The sequence below is a fragment of the Acetivibrio mesophilus genome (assembly GCF_004102745.1).
In the GTDB taxonomy this organism is placed as follows: Bacteria; Bacillota; Clostridia; order Acetivibrionales; family Acetivibrionaceae; genus Hungateiclostridium; species Hungateiclostridium mesophilum.
The window spans coordinates 1-17,747 of record NZ_RLII01000041.1; the positions used below are offsets into that span (position 1 = coordinate 1).

Annotated in this window: 16 protein-coding genes; all 16 read right to left on the reverse strand. The window is 35.1% G+C overall.

The annotated features are described in order from the left end of the window. Positions 1-263: 263 nt before the first annotated feature. Positions 264-1,703, reverse strand: coding sequence for a hypothetical protein (locus tag EFD62_RS16150; protein WP_069194792.1), 1,440 nt, complete (start codon positions 1,701-1,703; stop codon positions 264-266). Between the two features lie 45 nt (positions 1,704-1,748). Next, a complete protein-coding gene (locus EFD62_RS16155; protein ID WP_069194793.1) occupies positions 1,749-2,858 on the reverse strand; it encodes a DUF4268 domain-containing protein in 1,110 nt (369 codons plus the stop codon). An 11-nt stretch (positions 2,859-2,869) separates the two neighbouring features. Next, positions 2,870-3,439, reverse strand: coding sequence for a hypothetical protein (locus tag EFD62_RS16160; RefSeq protein ID WP_069194794.1), 570 nt, complete (start codon positions 3,437-3,439; stop codon positions 2,870-2,872). A 62-nt stretch (positions 3,440-3,501) separates the two neighbouring features. Beyond that, positions 3,502-3,735 (reverse strand): single-stranded DNA-binding protein, encoded by a 234-nt coding sequence (locus tag EFD62_RS16165; RefSeq protein ID WP_036175045.1) that lies wholly within the window; start codon positions 3,733-3,735, stop codon positions 3,502-3,504. 141 nt (positions 3,736-3,876) lie between these two features. Beyond that, positions 3,877-4,455 (reverse strand): zinc ribbon domain-containing protein, encoded by a 579-nt coding sequence (locus tag EFD62_RS16170; protein ID WP_083225173.1) that lies wholly within the window; start codon positions 4,453-4,455, stop codon positions 3,877-3,879. A gap of 199 nt (positions 4,456-4,654) precedes the next feature. Next, positions 4,655-5,341 carry an ATP-binding protein gene (locus EFD62_RS16175; RefSeq protein WP_069194795.1) on the reverse strand — a complete coding sequence of 229 codons (687 nt, stop codon included), beginning with the start codon at positions 5,339-5,341 and terminating at the stop codon, positions 4,655-4,657. Further along, entirely contained in the window at positions 5,334-6,455 is a 1,122-nt protein-coding gene (locus EFD62_RS16180) for a DDE-type integrase/transposase/recombinase (protein WP_235832685.1), read from the reverse strand. The genes EFD62_RS16175 and EFD62_RS16180 overlap by 8 nt, the downstream gene beginning before the upstream one ends. A 10-nt stretch (positions 6,456-6,465) precedes the next feature. Further along, the gene (locus EFD62_RS18130; protein WP_235832686.1) at positions 6,466-6,807 is read right to left on the reverse strand and encodes a hypothetical protein; all 342 of its coding nucleotides are present in this window, start codon (positions 6,805-6,807) and stop codon (positions 6,466-6,468) included. Positions 6,808-7,063: 256 nt separating this feature from the next. Beyond that, a complete protein-coding gene (locus EFD62_RS16185) occupies positions 7,064-7,633 on the reverse strand; it encodes a TIR domain-containing protein (protein WP_128706500.1) in 570 nt (189 codons plus the stop codon). Beyond that, a complete protein-coding gene (locus EFD62_RS16190; protein ID WP_128706501.1) occupies positions 7,634-9,067 on the reverse strand; it encodes an SIR2 family protein in 1,434 nt (477 codons plus the stop codon). 154 nt (positions 9,068-9,221) lie between these two features. Then, positions 9,222-12,377 (reverse strand): type I restriction endonuclease subunit R, encoded by a 3,156-nt coding sequence (locus EFD62_RS16195; RefSeq protein ID WP_128706502.1) that lies wholly within the window; start codon positions 12,375-12,377, stop codon positions 9,222-9,224. An 11-nt stretch (positions 12,378-12,388) separates the two neighbouring features. Beyond that, on the reverse strand, positions 12,389-12,826 hold the full coding sequence (locus EFD62_RS16200; protein ID WP_128706503.1) for a Fic family protein: 438 nt from the start codon (positions 12,824-12,826) through the stop codon (positions 12,389-12,391). After that, positions 12,827-13,846 (reverse strand): DNA-binding protein, encoded by a 1,020-nt coding sequence (locus EFD62_RS16205; RefSeq protein ID WP_128706504.1) that lies wholly within the window; start codon positions 13,844-13,846, stop codon positions 12,827-12,829. It lies immediately after the preceding gene. Positions 13,847-13,857: 11 nt separating this feature from the next. Then, complete coding sequence (locus tag EFD62_RS16210) at positions 13,858-15,054, reverse strand: restriction endonuclease subunit S (RefSeq protein WP_128706505.1); 1,197 nt, start codon at positions 15,052-15,054, stop codon at positions 13,858-13,860. Continuing rightward, on the reverse strand, positions 15,051-17,009 hold the full coding sequence (locus EFD62_RS16215) for a type I restriction-modification system subunit M (protein ID WP_128706506.1): 1,959 nt from the start codon (positions 17,007-17,009) through the stop codon (positions 15,051-15,053). The genes EFD62_RS16210 and EFD62_RS16215 overlap by 4 nt, the downstream gene beginning before the upstream one ends. 42 nt (positions 17,010-17,051) lie before the next feature. Continuing rightward, on the reverse strand, positions 17,052-17,261 hold the full coding sequence (locus tag EFD62_RS16220) for a helix-turn-helix domain-containing protein (protein WP_058259153.1): 210 nt from the start codon (positions 17,259-17,261) through the stop codon (positions 17,052-17,054). Positions 17,262-17,747 lie beyond the last annotated feature (486 nt).

Sequence of the window (17,747 nt, forward strand, 5' to 3'; positions counted from 1 at the left end):
CCGTAACGCTTCAACGCATGAATTACTCCATACGCTGGTTACTGACTAAGTGGCTGCCCTACCTTTACCACTACAGGACTTTCACCTGTTAGCATTTGCCAGCTTTGCTGGACGCACACATCAATACTACGCACTCTACGTGCAACGAGCGGGGTGGATTGATGTCTTTTACATTGTCGGTAGTCGGAAACAAGTCAAAGGCACTTTTTGCACTATCGGTAGGCGGGAACATATCAACACAAAATATATAAACCATTCTACGCTTAAGCCATTTCTTTAATATATTCAAAATTCATTATGCAAATCATATATAGTACAGATGGTAGTATTCCTTCTTGTAATGCAATATAGCTTATACTCGCATTTTGTTGCAGAAATTCTTTCTCATCTGTTGTAGTATGGAAGGGATTCCTTTTATGCATATCTATCTTCACCAACTGGCATAGACGTTTCATTTCAAATTGTGGAATCTTATTTACTTCCTTTATAATAGTCTCCAAGGAAACAAAATCATCCGATAAGGCATTAAATATTTCTATAAATTTATCTAAATGTTCATATGGCAATTTATAATTGCAATTATAAGTCTTTCTTTTGCAATCTAATCTCGTCCATAATGCATCTACTTTTTCACATTGAAATAGCCTCTTTGGAAAATAAGTCTCGATAAACGCTCTGTCCTTCTCGTCATAATAATAGAAAATCACTTTTGATAGTTTCTTATTACTTAAGATGGCATCAAAAATATGTGCATCGTTATTAGGAGACATACCAATAATGGTTAATTCTCCTTCTATTTTGCTAAAACTATCAAAATAGTACTCTGTTGCCATATTCAATTCCGGGTGTGATATCTTGGTCATGATCATGCTGTATTCTAAAGGTTTTTCTTCTTTTAATCTTTCTAATTCTTGTTTAAATATAATATCATTCGCATATCTATCAGCAAAATTATCAGCTTCTACAATCAAACGATGACTGTCAGTTATTACTTTATATTTTAGTTTGCCACTATAATTTAAGAGAGCATTACAAAAGCAGTGTTTCATATTATCAAGAACAACTGTTTCTCCTGCCTTTTTTCTGATATACCCTAAAACATTACTTTCATTTTCACTATTTGCAAATACTGAAAAATCACCGTGGAGGTGATATACTTTTTTCTGAGTTAAATTCTCAATATTATTATCATAATTCAAGGTATATATATTATCAAAGGAATTAAAGAAACGCTTAACTTTTTTATACTTTTTCATTTCTTTATATATTTCTTGGATTTTACCACTGTTATAGATTGCATCAAGTATTAGATGCTCAAATCCCTGCATTGCAGATATTCTGTGTTCCTCTAAATCGAAATTCTTTAAGAAAAACATATGAACAACAAAAAACCAATCTTCGAGCATTATATCATGCGAATTTTTTATTGTTGTATTGTAACGATATTTAAAATCTTTTAAAGCATCTAAGGTATCACTATCAGTAGCTAAATCGTCATATACTCCTTCACGAATGTTATTAGCTTCTTCAACAAAATTTTCTAATAAATTTACTATTTCAGTTCCTGTTAATTTGTTTCCAAACAGCTCATCATAACGATCTAGTTTAGCTTGATATTTTATTCTCTTCATAATAAAACTACTACTATATGCAACCCCACCGAATTGAATATTAATACCATTGCCTAATAATAGATTTTTCAAAACATCTCGCTCCCCTCTGAGACTCGCTACATAATTTTATCCTTTCTATTTCTTAAATACACTACGCAGAACTTTTTTCATAGCTATTTCAAATTTAACCATATTTGAAGTTAAGAAATTAATCATTTCAGGCCAATCTTCTTCGTTAAATACATTTACATCTCTTAGCCAATATGCTATCCTACTTCCTTTACCATCATCTCGCCTTTGCCAGTCAAGTTGATCGCCAAAAGAGGATTCTATCTCACCTTTAAATTTATATATACTATCAAAAATCTCCTTATTATCTTCTTGTGCTCCTTTGTTAATCCAAAGTTCGATCCTTGCATAGTTGCTTGTGATTACAAAATTATAAGCTAGACCGCTGTACCCACTACCGCATCCTATCCAGTTATCTTTTGAGGGACTAATATTTTTGAATAGATCAGATTTTTCATTCATTTCTTGAAGTAGCTGTGTCCAAAACTCTACCCTAATAGTGTGTCTAGTTTGTTTTTTCTCCCGATTTATTAATTCCTCTTGTTTTTTATTCGCTATTTTTATCAAGTAATCTTCTGCATCTACAATAGGAATAATTTGCTCCGTATCAAGGAGCACTTGGCCATTTAATTCATAAGGAGTAACCTTAATACATTTTATTTTTATATTATGGTCTAATAACCACATAGCAGTTGAGGTTACTTCCTTTCTAAAGTTTGCAGCAATCATTATAATTCTTTGGTCATCACTATTTAATTCTATTTCACTAAAATCTTCTGTTTCTAGAAAATCACATATAAGTTTTTCTGAATGTTCTTTTTCCCCTTGTGCATCTAGATATTTTTGAAAAATATCTTTTATATCATTTTTTGTAAGACTAGAGCAATAGGATGCATATTTAAGAGCTTGCCATACAACATCCCTTCCACTATCATCTAATTTATTTTCAATAATAACAAGGTTACCGCTCTCATCCAAAGCTAATAAATCTAATCGTTCTTTTGTATCATCAAATCCACTAAATTCTTTCTGTATTATTAATAGCCTTTCACCAAGAATATCTGTATTTTTACTTATCCATTCCTGGAGGTGTTTTCTTTCCTTAAATTCTAGTTCTTGAAATGTTTTTTTACTTATGGATATCGCTTCATTTTTCTCTTTATCAATTAAAAACATAGCCCACCCTCCTAAACCTCTATCATAAAATACTTTTTATTATTTCCAGCTGATTTCCATGAAAAGTTATATGTACCTTTTAGAGATATAAATTCTTTTCCCTTCATTGCTCCAGTTGGTTTAAGAACATCTCCATAGACCATGTACTCGTTTCTAAAATATTTATATATTCCTTGATTACTTCGTCCTTCATAAAAAGGCCTGTCCGATACAAGTACTACTACAGCTGTTTTCGTAAAACCATTTTCCTTTAATTGCTCCATAAACTTCACATCCTTAACAAATGAATACATCTGTTCAGGATACTGCCCATTTAAGGGATGTTTAAGTTCAATCGCATATCTTTCAGATTTATCATCATTAAAAATCGATATATCAATTTCCTTTTTAATAGTCTTACTATTTATTAAAAAATAAGACACATTCCTTTCAAATTGAATACGATAGTCCGGAAGCTTTTCACGTAGGAATATCCCCAGCTCATGCTGGAGGCTAAACTCATTATAAATTTCAATACTCTTAGACTGAATAAACAAGAAAAAGTCATCTACTAATTGCCTTAAATTAAGCAAAGCATCCACCCCATACACCCTAATATAATTAATAGTTTTTTATTGCCCTTCATAATAGTTTTGCTATATCCTCAAACCTTCTGATACCTCTGCTGGTTAGATGAGGTCTTTTCAATAGCCTTTATATTACCTTCCATTTTATTTACGTAGTTTAAAAATAAAGTCCCAAGCAGAAGTCGATCCTTTCTGGGTATTCTATTCCATACATAACCCTTGAACAGGTCTTTAACAAGAAAGACTTCACCTTCATTCAAATTTTCAGTTTCCTTAATAGCTTGTTCTAGTAACTCATTAACATCACCCATGTTGTCATCTCCTTATCAATAACAATATCAACAACATTGTTAATAAGATTATATGCCTTTTTCCAATTTCAGTCAATAAGAAGAAAACCACCAATCAAGAGAATATATCTCCTGAATGGCGGTCATTCATGAAGGTTATGTTTATACATCTACTTCTACACCAGATTTAAATTCAATGGTCAGCTTTTCATCAAATATCGTTACCTTTTCTATAAGTCTCCTTACTAGTTGCTCGTCATACTTCTCAAGGAGTGTGGATTGTTCATTTAGGAATTTTTCCATCTCTTCTAGTCTTTGCTTGGAACCTTTTTTGCCAGCTTCTTCTGCTAAAGCCTTATGCCTTTCCTCTCTGAGCCTGTAAATCTCATCAGCTATATCGTTATAATCTTCTTTGGAATTGGCCAGTCTCAAAAGGTCTTTTTGTAATTCCTCTAGCTTTTTATCTATCTCGGAAACAATATTATTGTCCGTTTCACTTATCACTGTTTCTATATTTTCCTTTAAAATAGTTAAAAAGCCATCCTTTTGCCCTATTAGTTTATTAATTGCCTCCACCGTAGCAATACCTATCATATCCTCCAGTACGGTTCGGGAATGACAAGTTAACCCTGTATTCTCAAGTCTACTGACGCATCTCCAAACAATCGATTTTTTACCTCTGTTATTCCAATGAACTCTACGGTATATTTCGCCGCACTGTTTGAAACCGCGAATTTTCACGCGTTACCCCACGCCCGTTTCCGGGGCAAAAAGTGGTAGAGATTTAGACCCCCCTACCCCAGAAACTGCAGATAATCTCAAAAGTTAAGTAATTCTTTAGTTTTCATGAGATTTTTTGCATCTATTTAAAGCCGTTAATCGGCATAGTTTTCAAATTTGAGTATTAACCCTTTTCTAGAAAAGAGGTGAGTATTTTAATTTATCTGTCAGTCAAGCGAATGAGCTGACAATTGGCTGTTATTCTGTCTAACAGAGTCTGACAAAGATGTTTGTCTTCCACTACATATAACCATGTAGATATTTCTCGATTGGTAATAAAAATGATACTTCTTGTTTCATTAAGAAAGGTAACTGCTCGATAAAAAGCCTGCAACTCTGACCTGGTTGGTTCTAGATAAAATACATCATCAATAATAATCAAGTCGCATTCCCGCATATAGGAGAAGGTTGCGCCTGCTTTTGGGTTTATATCTTTGTTCTCTACAATATATATAAAAACATCAATGGGTGCATAGTAAGTTTTATGTCCCTTGTCGATCGCTGTTTCTCCAAGATGAACTGCAAGACTAGTTTTGCCTGTCCCGCATTTACCAAGTAGAATAACGTTTTGTTCTTCATTGAGCCACGTCAGATGGGATAATTGTTTAATTTGCCATTCCAAACCTTTGTTTAAATTCGATGCATCAAATACTTTGTTGGGAAGTTTGCTTGCCCTTCTTTGCTTGATCTGTTTTTGTCTGGCTCGTATCTCTAGTTCTTTTTCTAATATCATTTGAAGATAATCTAGGTTGGACAGTTTCTCATCATTCAAATCAATATATCCCCTGGCAATATTCCATAGATTTAGCTTCTTAGCCAACTCGCGGATTTCAGTTATATCAGCCATCGATTTCCCTCCTTATCTCCTTGCTACGTGTCAGATGGTTGAAATACTGTTGATTTGGTAAGAACTTCTTTGCTATCTGCTCACCATGCTTATACATTATGTAAGCCAAAAGTTCATAGGCATTGCAGCGTTCAGTCTCAATACAGTATCTTATCCCATCAAGCATTTGCTCCATCGAATAAAACTTCGTCATGCGATTTAAGCGAATGCAATGGCTATTAAAATATTTTGGTTGTTCTTGTTCCATCCGCCGTATAAATTCCTGAGCGATTTCATGCTCTGCAAAATATTGTTTTATAAGAGCATGAGAAACCCTGTTTCTGTTGTTTTTTCCCTCAGCTTTGAATATCTGTCCAGTATCTTCTGTTACTGGATACTTAGCTAATAATTCATTAGTATCGGTATCATAAAATAGAAGTATTTTACCATCATCCTCTATACGTATGCGTTGATGTGCATCCATCACACCGACATCAATCTGATAACGATTCCCTTTATAGCTGACCACTCCATTGGAATCAAAGGATGCTACAGTACTTGATACCTCTGAATATGGTTTAACATGAAAAAGCTGTTTTTGTTCTTCAATAAACATATCTCGTGGCACTTTTCTAGTCACAGTATGAACTCTCCCGTTGCCTTCTCTATCCAACCATGCAAGTGCTGCACTGTTAAGACTGTCAATTCCGGTATATACCCTCCCCTCCAGAAAACTTTGCTTAACATATCCAATTACCTCTTCTACCTTACCTTTACTCTGAGGATCTCTTGGCCTGCATAATGAAACACTGTAGCCGATACGCTTTACATATTCTTCAAAGGCCGGTACAAATATAATATTACCTAGATTTTCGCTAACCACATAGACCCTATCAAGATCATATAGAATTGTCTGTGGTCTTCCTCCAAAATATTGAAATGCATAGTTATGAGCTTTTATGGCTGTTTGGGTCGTGAAAGGATCAGGTGAAAAATAAACATATTTCATTCTGCTATAACTTAACACCATGCAAAAGAAATATACCCGTACAGTTCGTCCATACATATCCTTAAGTTTGTATTGACCAAAATCAGCCTGTGCTTCATATCCCGGTGGCGAGATATCACGAGGCAAAGTTTTTCTTTTACTTGCATGCTGGTACCCGTGCTGTTTCCCTCAATGCTTTCATATAGCGATAGAATGTAGCTCGTTTAACTTGTAAATCGGGAAAGGCTTCCATCAATTTGAGAAAAATATTGGTATCGCGGATTTGTGGGCATAATTTCAACTGTTCCAGTATGTACTGACGGTAGTTATCCATGTGGTACCTTTCCTTTTCAGCTTCCCTAGCATAATCCTCTTTACTCATATTCCAGTATTTGCTGACAGAAGAATAGGTTATTTCCAGCGCTTTTGCGGTTTTTGTCTGGGCAAGTCCAAGTGCTTTGTACTCCTGGATTTTTTGGTACTGCTCGATTCCAATCATTTTTGATTTCCTCCTTTGGTTTTGTTTTAGGAACGAACATCTATAGCGGCACAATCATAGGCATCACCTCCTCTTCAACAGAAGATTAATTTTTATGATAAAGAAATAAAACCAATCATGGACAAGCGCCGCTTGTTCATGATTGGTCCTCATTTCTATTATTAGTTATTTATTCACTGCAGTAAAAGAGTTTATGTGATTAAAATACAATATGTATATTCGTTTATAAACCGATCATCTTCACCATCAGACGGATTTATTCGATCCATTTATCAAAATTATTATACCCATCATCAGCAACCCAATCATAAACCTTGAAATACTTTGACAATTGATAAGCTTTCCCCCATTCAGACTGTTGAATACCGCTTATTCTCCATCCATCAAGATCGGTATATTTGACCCATTTCCCATTTTTATATTCTAGCAAATTAAGTTTTTGACCGTCATTGCTAAATTCAATTGCAAGATAGTCAAATGGATTAGGCCTCAATTTTTTTGTTTTTTGATCTTTACCTGCTATGGAATTAATATGAATGCCCAATAACAAATTTCCTTTTTCCAGACTTTTCATGATTTCATATCTAACCCATCTTCTTGAGTATGTTTCAGAACCTATTAAAACAGCTGTAACTGATGTATTTTTAAGTTCGCTATTGATTAAGCGTTTTAATGCTAAATCGCTTTCTTTCTTCGCATCTTCCCATATAGAAGCATCAAAATAACCTGCGCCTTCATGTTTTGTTGTTTTATGATTTCGAACCACGTTTGCACGAAAATCAATTACATCTTGATAATGAAAGCTGAAAAAAACTCTCTTAGCCATCTAAATTCTCCTCCTTAACTCATCTATTATTTTAAGTATAGTACTAATAATTTCATGTGGTATCAAAGAATTCCCAAGGATTTCAAACAATGGCTTAAATACTTGTTCATCAGAATAATACCTTGAAAAGTCATTCATTACTTCTTCCCATAAAACCCTAGCTTGAAAACCTGTTGCCCCTACTGGAATTACATTTAATCCCATTGATTTCGCTATTTCAAATTCCTTTCTCACGCCATCGGCATTGACAATCTTCCCGTCAACCATTTTATTGCTAAATAAAAAAATCGCTATACCAGATTCAGAAATTATGTTCCGTCTATAAAAATCCCATAGGTCAGGAAGTGACTTTTCACCACTTGCTTTTTGTGGAAATGGTCTTAAAATTAAGTTGTTTTCAATTCTTTTTTTCTTTTCTGATTGTAAACAATCAAGCGCACCATTAATCACATAACTCCCTACGCCTAGACCGAATCCAGAAATGATTGTGTAATCACTTTTCACCAGTTCATAACTTAAGCCATGCAAGAGTTCTTTTGCAATGTCCTCAGACATTGCACCGTAGTCTTCAGCACTTCCAGATATAAAGATACTATTTTTTCTGAAAGATTTTTCAATCTTTCTTAAAATATTAGTTATTTCTTGGTACTCATTAACTAATATGGTTTTAATCGAAAATCTTTTCAAATCATTTATCTGAAGTTCCTGCTTAATCCTTGCATAATCATAATCCTCTTTATTGTCAAAATCTGTTTCAACTATTTTTTTTAGAAAACAATAATGAGGACGTTGATTTCCCTCAAGCCTTATTCTTATACGGCTAAGGATATAGTTTAAGTTTGGATCATTAAAACTGAATCCTATAAACAAGAATGTCTTTGATACCAGGTCACCTTGTAATGCAGTAGTGAACAACGAATGCGTTAGCTCATATTTTTCATAATCATCCCGTGTTATAACTGCCTTATGAACTTGACTGACATCACCATGCATTTTATAAATAACCGCATCTCTGTCACTTAACGTAATTGCAAGATTTTCCGGATCAATTTTTACATCAGGATTTTTACCGTTTTCTCTAAGTGCTGTTTCAATTAAGGTGTCATAATTTGTTGTCCAATATGTCGTAATAGGCAACCTGGCTAAAATCCTATGGTTCTCAGTAATAGAAGCACATCTTTGAAATTCATCAATAATAATCTGATTTAACCTACCTCTTCCACTATGTTCATTGCAATAATACTGAGCAAGAGAGATTAGATCATGTTGTTCTTTTTCTACCTTTAAATGAAGCTCTTCCGCAACACTTCGGAGTAGTTCTGTCCAATTCACAAACCCTGCTCCACTGGAAAGTCCTGCTCCAGCAAAAATAGCTGCATTATTTTCTCTTAACGCTTTAGAAAAATCGTCAATAAAAGGTTTTAGATTCTGCAACCCTATTCACCCCTTCCTTTTAAATTTTGACTTCAAAGTTAGCGTCAATACATCCTTTATATAGCCTATATCTCCATCGCGACCATATCTTTCTTTTCTTCACTGATTATGAACTTTTGTATTTATTAAAACACTGAACCTTTATTAACTGTCTCTATGCTGCCGGATAAGTAGTATATACAAACTCATAAATCTTTCGGCGATATTCATTTAATAATCTATCATCGTAACTATCAGGTAGTTCACTCCATAGGGTATCTCTGATAAGTATATCGACTGCTGCCTGAGTCTCTTCCTTTTCTGTCCAATGATCCAATTCACTGATTTTATCCTTGATTCGTTCCAACAATACCTTGGCAAGCTTTTTAACCTTTTTAATCTCTGCCGGAGTAAGCGAGTCCTTTAAAAGCAAATCGTACATAGCCAATTCTTCGTCATTGTTAAATCCTTCCCGTACGTATCTTTTTTCCTCATCATCCAGGTCATTTACGAAATTAGTTAAATCAATAAATGTTTTCTCTATGGCAGCTTTGTCCTGTTCAGCATTGTACTCCTCAATAATTTTCTGATATCGTTCATAATAGTTAATACGTGATGGGTTGCGTTTCATCATATTATCCAACCTGTCATTGATAAGCTCCTGTAAATCTTTCATAAGAAGATTCTTGTTCTTAACACGTGCAAATTCCTGCTGCAAGCGTTCAAAGTCAATGTGGCTAATATCAAAGCGGCGACTTTCAACTAAGTATCCACTATCATCTTCGTTTACATGCTCTGGTAGCTTAACAACTTTGATATATTCACTAACTATATTGTGCAGCTGAATCATTAAATCTGTATTATCCGAATGCTTCCTTTTTTCCTGCATCTGGTCATAAACTGCACTGATAGCATTTTTATAAGCTCGGTACTGATCTGTGACTTCTTGTTTTTCGAGATACTTAAACAGTTTGAATAATTCCCTAGCCATAACTTCAAAACGTTTCTTCACTTCCTCTGAAACGCACATGGCATTGGCTCCCTCTTGAACCAAGGCCAACTTGTCAAAGTCAACTGCCTGAACAAGAGCTGACAAATTAAAACCATGCTGTTTCATGTAGTCGATGATATCATTGGTTAATGCAATGATACGAGCAATCAATTCTGCTTTATCAGGAGCAGGATCAGATCCATCAGCTCCGCCTTTAGTTTTTGTATAATCAGCCAAAGCCTTCCTCAACGCTTTAACAACACCAACATAATCAACAATTAGACCATTGCTTTTTCCTTCATAAACACGATTCGCTCGTGCGATGGTTTGCATTAAGGTATGTGCCTTTAATGGCTTATCCAAATAGATTGTAGAAAGGCATTTCACATCAAATCCTGTCAGCCACATAGCGCAAACAAATACTATTCGAAATGGATTATCAGGATCCTTAAATTCCTTGTCCATTTCTCGTTTTTCCATTTTGCTACGATGGGGTTTAATATCCAGTCCCCATTTTTCAAAAGTAGTTACTTCATTTTGTTCCTGGCTGATAATAACCGCCATTTCTGTGTTTTTCATCCACTCTAGCCTACGGCTGATTTCCATGTATTCCTGCTGTGTGGCTCCAGACAGCGAAGATTCAATTTCTTTTATTTTTAGCTCCCAATATTTCTGAGCTAAATTAAACATTCGAACTGCAGTTACTTTATTGATACAAACAAACATGGCTTTGCCCGTTGTCCACAACTCAGAGTAATGCTCTACAAAATCCTTTGCAATGGTATCCAAACGTTTTTCACTGGTAAGGACATGTATGTCCTTAGCTAGTTCCTGTTCTAGTTTAGCCTGCTGATTAACATCCAGATCAGCCTGTTCTATTGCATCTAGTAGTACATCATTAATTTCAGGATTGTCTATCTCCAGTAGATCGGCTCTATTCTCATAATAAAGAGGAACTGTCGCTCCATCATCTACAGCACGCTTGAAATCATAAATGGAAACATAGCCACCAAATGTTCTTTCGGTAATATTGTCGTAAGCGAACAGCGGTGTACCTGTAAATCCTATACGGGAAGCTGTAGGAAGCAATGTACACATATTATCAGCAAATATACCATTCTGTGTACGATGAGCTTCATCAGATAAGATTATAATGTCGTGATCAGGAATAATTGGTGGTTCATCTGGTTTATTAAACTTATGTATCAACGTAAAGATAAAGCTTGGATTTCCTTTTAACTTCTGAATTAAATCTTCACCACTAGTAGCAATAAACTGTTTTGCTTTAGTAGTACCAAGTAAACCACAGGCTTCAAAGGTATCACTGATTTGCTTATTCAGCTCTTCTCGGTCTGTCAGAATAACAAAGGTCGGGGAGCCTGCAAATTTTCGACGAATTTTTTGTGCAAGAAATACCATGGAATAACTTTTCCCGCTACCCTGAGTATGCCAGAAAACACCCAGTTTACCATTGTTTAGCTTTCGATTCTTATAAGATTCAACAGCTTCGTTAACACCAAGAAACTGATGGTTTCTTGCCATAATTTTTGCCGTTGTACCACCAGAAGTATCAAAAAGTATAAAGTTTTCAAATAAATCCATAAAGTTTTTCTTATTACAAATACCTCTCAGCATGGTTGCCAGTTCCACAGAGCCGCTATCATCTTCATGTAGACGTTTCCAATCATTAAAAAATTCGTATTTACTACCCAAAGTACCTACTTTGGATTCCAAGCCATTGGACAACATAACAAAGGCATTGAAATGAAATAGCTGGGGAATGGTATCTAAATAGTCAGTGTAATTGCAGGTGTAGGCATCCTGTACATCTACATTTTGCTTTTTCAACTCTATAAAAAGCAGTGGAATGCCATTCACAAAGCCAACAATATCGGTTCTGCGACGATATAAATCACCGTGAATCTTCATCTCCTTTACAGCAAGAAAATGGTTCTTTTCAGGATCAGAGAAATTAAACACCCGGACCAACCTATCCTCCTGATCGCCGTTAGCTTTCTTAACTTTTATAGGAATGCCATCTCGAAGCATCCCATATTTTTCGCGATTAATCTGCATTAAGCTACTAGAGGATGTATAAGCAAGAAGTGTTTTAATAGCAGAATCACAATATTCTTCAATTAGCCAGTCGTTATTTTCAAACAGTGCCTTACGAAGGTATCTGGTAAAAACAATTTCTTTATAACTTTTACGCCCGAAAGTACCATTCTCACCAAGGACCTCCTTATTATAAGCAAACTGAACATCCCATCCTAATTCATCTTGAAGCAGGTTTCCTGCACTATTTTGCACTAATATATTTTCAGAATATTCCCAGCTCATATGTACCCCTCCTAACGAATAGCATTATAGATATCAAGTTTTAATCCCTCATCCGTATCATATGTATTATCCATAATAGCTTCCATAATTCTATGTAGAAGGTCTTTATTAATCTTTCCAGCCGCTACATGATAACTGACATTCTCCGTAACTTCGAAAAAACGCTTAGCAACTGCCATATATCCGTTTAACAATAAAAAATGAGCACAAAGAGTAATCGCTAAACGCTTATTCCCATCTTCAAAGCAATGAAATTTACAAGTACAAAAGAACAAATGTGTTAATTTGTCTGCAAATGTAGGATAATAATCATCATTTCGAATATTTTGTAAAACACTATCTAGCCTACCTAAGTCATAATGACCTAAAACCCCACCGCCACTATACTGAACAGTTTTTTTATGTGTTGCTACTGCCTGATCGAGCGTTAAATAAATAATCCCTTCCATTTATTCACGCTCCTTTAAGCGCTTCAAGACATCTTTATTCTCTTGCATCAAACGCTCTAACTCTTCACCTGCTGCTCCTAAAAACTTTTCATATTCATCTTTATCTAGTGGTTGAATATATTCTGATAGTTGATAATGAAATGCATCTCGAAGAGCCATATCTCGGCTGGCCATCTTAATTCGACCACGATGAATCAAAGGTTTCCATAAAGCCATATTTTCAAATTTTTCAAGTATACTTTCAACTTCCCTACAAGATAATTTGCGTCCTTGCTTAACATACTCTTCCTTAATAGCATCAGCTAATCCACATTCATATGCTGCAATAATATCTAGAATTTCACTATAGAAAGTATCACGCACTTTATCACTAGCTTTTAAATCAAGTATTTTTTTGTATTCCTTAGCTTTTTCTTTAAATATACTAACATATATAAGGTCAGTAAAATGAGCGTATTTATAGCGGTTGTCCTCTACATAATTCTTCAAAGCATCTGTAAATTGTCTCCGGTAATTTTCCTCCTGTAGATAAGCAGAAATAAAATCTTTATCCCTTTGATTAATATACTTAGTCGATCCACCTGTTTTTTTATTTATTAGATCAATAACGATATCTAGCATCATTCGACGTAAAATTTTGGCTTTCTCACTCTCAGAAAGTAACATTGCAAGGTTCAACAAGGACCGAAAATTAAAAACTCCAAGAACTGTAATTTTGGTAGGGACATTAATGTCCTTACCAAAACTCATTTGCATAGCATGCAAGAAATCCTTAAGTTTTTTTCCTCTTAATACTTGATAGCCATTCTGTGTAAGTTCATCATTATATCGCTCAATATAGCGTCCTATAGTTCGGATATCTACTTCAAAAAGTTCAGAAGCCATTTCACGCGTAAACATAAGCTCTTCATCCCATAGAATTCCTTTGAAATTTGATTTTTTCTTAATCTCAATCAAAGCGAGTTCATTATTTAATATATTTTGCCTATCTATATGTGAGCTTGTTAAATCCTTTGGCATTATATCCCCTCCTATACCTCAATATCGCCGTTCATAAGTTTGGAAAGAAGCTTATCACGGGCTTGTTGCAATAAAATAATCTGTCGATCAGCATTGGTTATCTGCTGATCAATACTTTTCGCAACGTTATTGAACTCATTAGCTAAATTATCACAAGGTATTAGAAATTCTTGTGAATGCAAAGCTGCTTTTGTTATTGAAGCATATATTGCTCCGTTTCCAATTAGATCGTCTTTATAGAATCGGTTCTTAAGCATATAGAAAAGAAAACTCTGCAAACCTTCTCTATGATTAATCGCTGCTAATCCACGACCAATAACAATTTTATTTTTTGTAATATTCATTCGCCCTACCGGTGCACGTACGCTGAACAAAATACTTCCCGCTTCTGCAATACGTGTGTAACTCGTAGAATATGTTTCATCAATTACAAATCGATAACCATAATTTGTAACACCTTGATGGAAGGGTAAACCTTGTTGTCTATCATTATAGTATTCTGATTTTGGACTCTGCCCCATTGTAATTTCAGCTATATCAATAAGTTTTTTTCGGCTCCACCCCTCCGGAAGACCATCTACTATCTTAGTGTTTTCATGACCAGGGAATCGAAGATTTACAAACCATTCTTCATACAACCGCATAGCTGCTTCTTCCAGTAACTTAATCTGCTTTTGGTTATTTTCTATTAAATCATCATAGGCAGAAAGAATACCAGCTATTTTTTTCTGTACATTTTTCTCAGGTGCATTGAATTGGTATTCATAAATTTTTGTTGGTGAAGTATGCTTAACAGTGGCTCCAGTTGCAGAGTTTGCAATAGTCCGTTGATAAGTATGTGTTCTCATCAACCAATATAAAAACTTATAATCAACACAATCAGTTTTCATTTTTACTAAACCAATCCGTTGATTATGAAGGTAAGTCCTACTTGACTTTGGTACCAATGCACTATATCCCAAAGTATCTGTATTCTTACTTAAATCGGTCATTGTAACAATTAAATCACCAGGTCTTAGAATATACTCTTCTGGTACATCCCCATTGAAAAATTTACATTTTTCTTCTTGAAATCCTCCACCAATTCTAAAATTACCAGGAGTCACAAGAACTATTCCATTATCCTCTTGAGTTATATAAGTACCGCTAAACGCATATCCGTGCTTTATCTCAATTAAATCACCCAATCTGTAATTTGTCCACTTCATATCCCCAGCTCCTCAAAATTCGCTGAAATTGTATCCATTAACTGGTTTGCCTCTGACTGTAATGTTAAGAGTTCCTTATGAATTTCAGTCATTCTTTCTTCAAAGTTTTCATCATCTTCTTCTACAGGAGCTACTCCCACATATGCACCCGGAGTAAGGCTCCAGTTCTTTTCTTCTATTTCATCTATAGTTGCAACTTTACAAAGTCCCAGAACATCGGTATATGTGCCGTCTCTGAATTTTTCAGTGAGCCACTTTGCTTCTTTTATAACTGTGCGGCATGCTTTAATTTGAGATACTACTTCCTCAATGCGACTAGAAACAGATTTCTTGAAACGGTCCCAAGTTGTTGCGGTTTCATCGATGGTTTTAGCAAACTCCTTAGCTTCATCCTTCTCCAATCCATCACCGTACTCACAAAGAGCTTTTAACGAAGCATTAAGTTCTGTAGTATACTTTTTCAACAAATCATTCAGTGGCAACAGCTGGTTAATATCCTTTGCATTTTTTATGATATCTAAAATCTGAACTCGTAATGGTTTAAGTTTCTCGCCATAGCCTTTCAACAATACCGACACACTTTCAAACTCAGTATCGAGTTCTTTACAATCATTGATAATTTGAGTCCAATAATCCTGTAATAATTTTGCGTACTTTCCCTTTTCTCCACGATAGAGCCAGACTATAGCATTTAGGTTTTTCATCTGCCATTCACTCCACTCATTGAGTGTTCGATCCACTACAGTATAGTAATTACGAGAATCTATGAAAAGAACTTTATCCTTTAATTCTTCTTTCTTCCCCTTATCAAAGAACCACAGGGAGCAAGGTAATGAAACCTTGTAAAAAAAATTATTAGCCACTGACATTAAACAGTCTACATGCCCGGTCTGAATAAGCTGTTTTCTTATTTCTCGATCCTTATTGCCGCTATCTGTAGCAGAAGCAGCCATAACAAAGCCAGCTCGTCCGCTATCATTTAAATATGCATAGAAATATGAAATCCAAAGATAATTAGCGTTAGAGACTTCCTTTTTCTGATTTACTCCCGGCAACCCAAAAGGTAAGCGTCCTGCATTCTGAGTAGATTCTGCTTTTACTTTATCTACATTAAATGGAGGATTAGCCATTACATAATCGCAGCGCCCTTCCAGATTATGAGCATCATGATAGAAGCTGTTAGCCTCATCACCAGATTTGATCTTTGCATTCAGACCATGTACAGCCATATTCATGATACATAACTTCGCATTAAACTCTACTTTTTCTTGTCCATAAAAAGTCATTACAGAATTAGCATTGATTCCTTCAGCATTAACAAAGTCGCTGGAAGAAACAAACATTCCACCACTGCCACAGGCAGGATCCAACACTATCCCATGAGTTGGCTCAATTATATTCACAATCATCTTTACTAAAGATTTAGGTGTAAAGAAAACTCCATCATCCGATGCGATAGCTGAAGCAAACTTATTTAAGAAATACTCATAAATACGACCGAGGATATCATCGTTGATTTCGTTTAATGCACTATTGTTAAAAATACGCAACAATTCTTTCAACAAATCATTTCTAAAAGAAGTATATGTTTTAGGTAATATTCCTTTCAATTGAGTACTCTCTGCCTCAATAAGCTCCATAGCTTCATTGACTGCTTTCCCACAATCAGCATCGTCTGGCAAATTGAGCAGATAATCATATCGAGCCTTTTCAGGTAAAAAAATAGCGCTTTTTTGCTTAAAATCACTTGACTCAACGGGAAGTACACGACCATTACGTACAGGACGGTCTTTTAGTATTTCTGCCTCTACATATTTAAACCGGCTATATGCATAACGCAAAAAGATTAAACCAAGAACCGGCATGCAATATTCTTGAGAACTTAGTTTAGAACCTTGACGTAAGAGATCCGCAGATTCCCATAATTCTGATTCTAATTTTCTTATATTTATCATTAAACAAGCCTCCATTTGATTGATATTTCACAATAATAAATACTAATTCCGTTTGGTATCCATTTCCATGATATCACAGACGTCACATTCCAACGCTATACAGATTTTTTGAATTATTTCTGTACTAACATTTTCGTTTTTGCCAAGCTTTGTTATCGTAGCAGAACTAATGCCTGCAAGTTTCTGCAAGTCTTTCTTTTTCATATCTCTATCAATAAGAAGCTTCCAAAGTTTTTTATAACTAATTGCCATCATAATCACCTCTATGTATGTATAATTACATAATATCATTAGCATCATCATATTGCAAACATTTTCTTTACGTTCGCATGATTTTTGATTTGTATTCAATAATTCTTACTCCAAATCCTTCTAAATCCTATGCTATAATCTCAGGTGTATAGAATGTTACATCCATCCTGTCTTCTCAACCCTACTAATTTATCTATTCTGTCCACTCACCCCTACCTAATTTCAGACTCATTTTTACCACAAAAAAACACCCTCGATATGTTTCCATGTACCCATATCGAGGGTTTAAGTCGAGTTGACAGATTTACTTCATTTTATGAAACCCAGTATTTTCAATACTTTCCGAGCTTTACTTTCTAGATAGAGTAGAGCAGTGGGATTGCCACCGCCCCCTCATCAAACCGTACGTGCGGTTTTCCCGCATACGGCTTTCCGATATTCTTCTTCCTTCAGCATTCAGCCGCAAATACTTGCTAGTCCTGCCTG

What these genes read in the sequence shown, in the direction of transcription:
- EFD62_RS16155 (WP_069194793.1), bottom strand. Translation starts at nt 2,858, where the DNA reads ATGTTTTTAATTGATAAAGAGAAAAATGAAGCGATATCCATAAGTAAA.
- EFD62_RS16220 (WP_058259153.1), bottom strand. Translation starts at nt 17,261, where the DNA reads ATGGCAATTAGTTATAAAAAACTTTGGAAGCTTCTTATTGATAGAGAT.
- EFD62_RS16210 (WP_128706505.1), bottom strand. Translation starts at nt 15,054, where the DNA reads ATGAAGTGGACAAATTACAGATTGGGTGATTTAATTGAGATAAAGCAC.
- EFD62_RS16200 (WP_128706503.1), bottom strand. Translation starts at nt 12,826, where the DNA reads ATGGAAGGGATTATTTATTTAACGCTCGATCAGGCAGTAGCAACACAT.
- EFD62_RS16165 (WP_036175045.1), bottom strand. Translation starts at nt 3,735, where the DNA reads ATGGGTGATGTTAATGAGTTACTAGAACAAGCTATTAAGGAAACTGAA.
- EFD62_RS18130 (WP_235832686.1), bottom strand. Translation starts at nt 6,807, where the DNA reads ATGATTGGAATCGAGCAGTACCAAAAAATCCAGGAGTACAAAGCACTT.
- EFD62_RS16195 (WP_128706502.1), bottom strand. Translation starts at nt 12,377, where the DNA reads ATGAGCTGGGAATATTCTGAAAATATATTAGTGCAAAATAGTGCAGGA.
- EFD62_RS16205 (WP_128706504.1), bottom strand. Translation starts at nt 13,846, where the DNA reads ATGCCAAAGGATTTAACAAGCTCACATATAGATAGGCAAAATATATTA.
- EFD62_RS16185 (WP_128706500.1), bottom strand. Translation starts at nt 7,633, where the DNA reads ATGGCTAAGAGAGTTTTTTTCAGCTTTCATTATCAAGATGTAATTGAT.
- EFD62_RS16215 (WP_128706506.1), bottom strand. Translation starts at nt 17,009, where the DNA reads ATGATAAATATAAGAAAATTAGAATCAGAATTATGGGAATCTGCGGAT.
- EFD62_RS16175 (WP_069194795.1), bottom strand. Translation starts at nt 5,341, where the DNA reads ATGGCTGATATAACTGAAATCCGCGAGTTGGCTAAGAAGCTAAATCTA.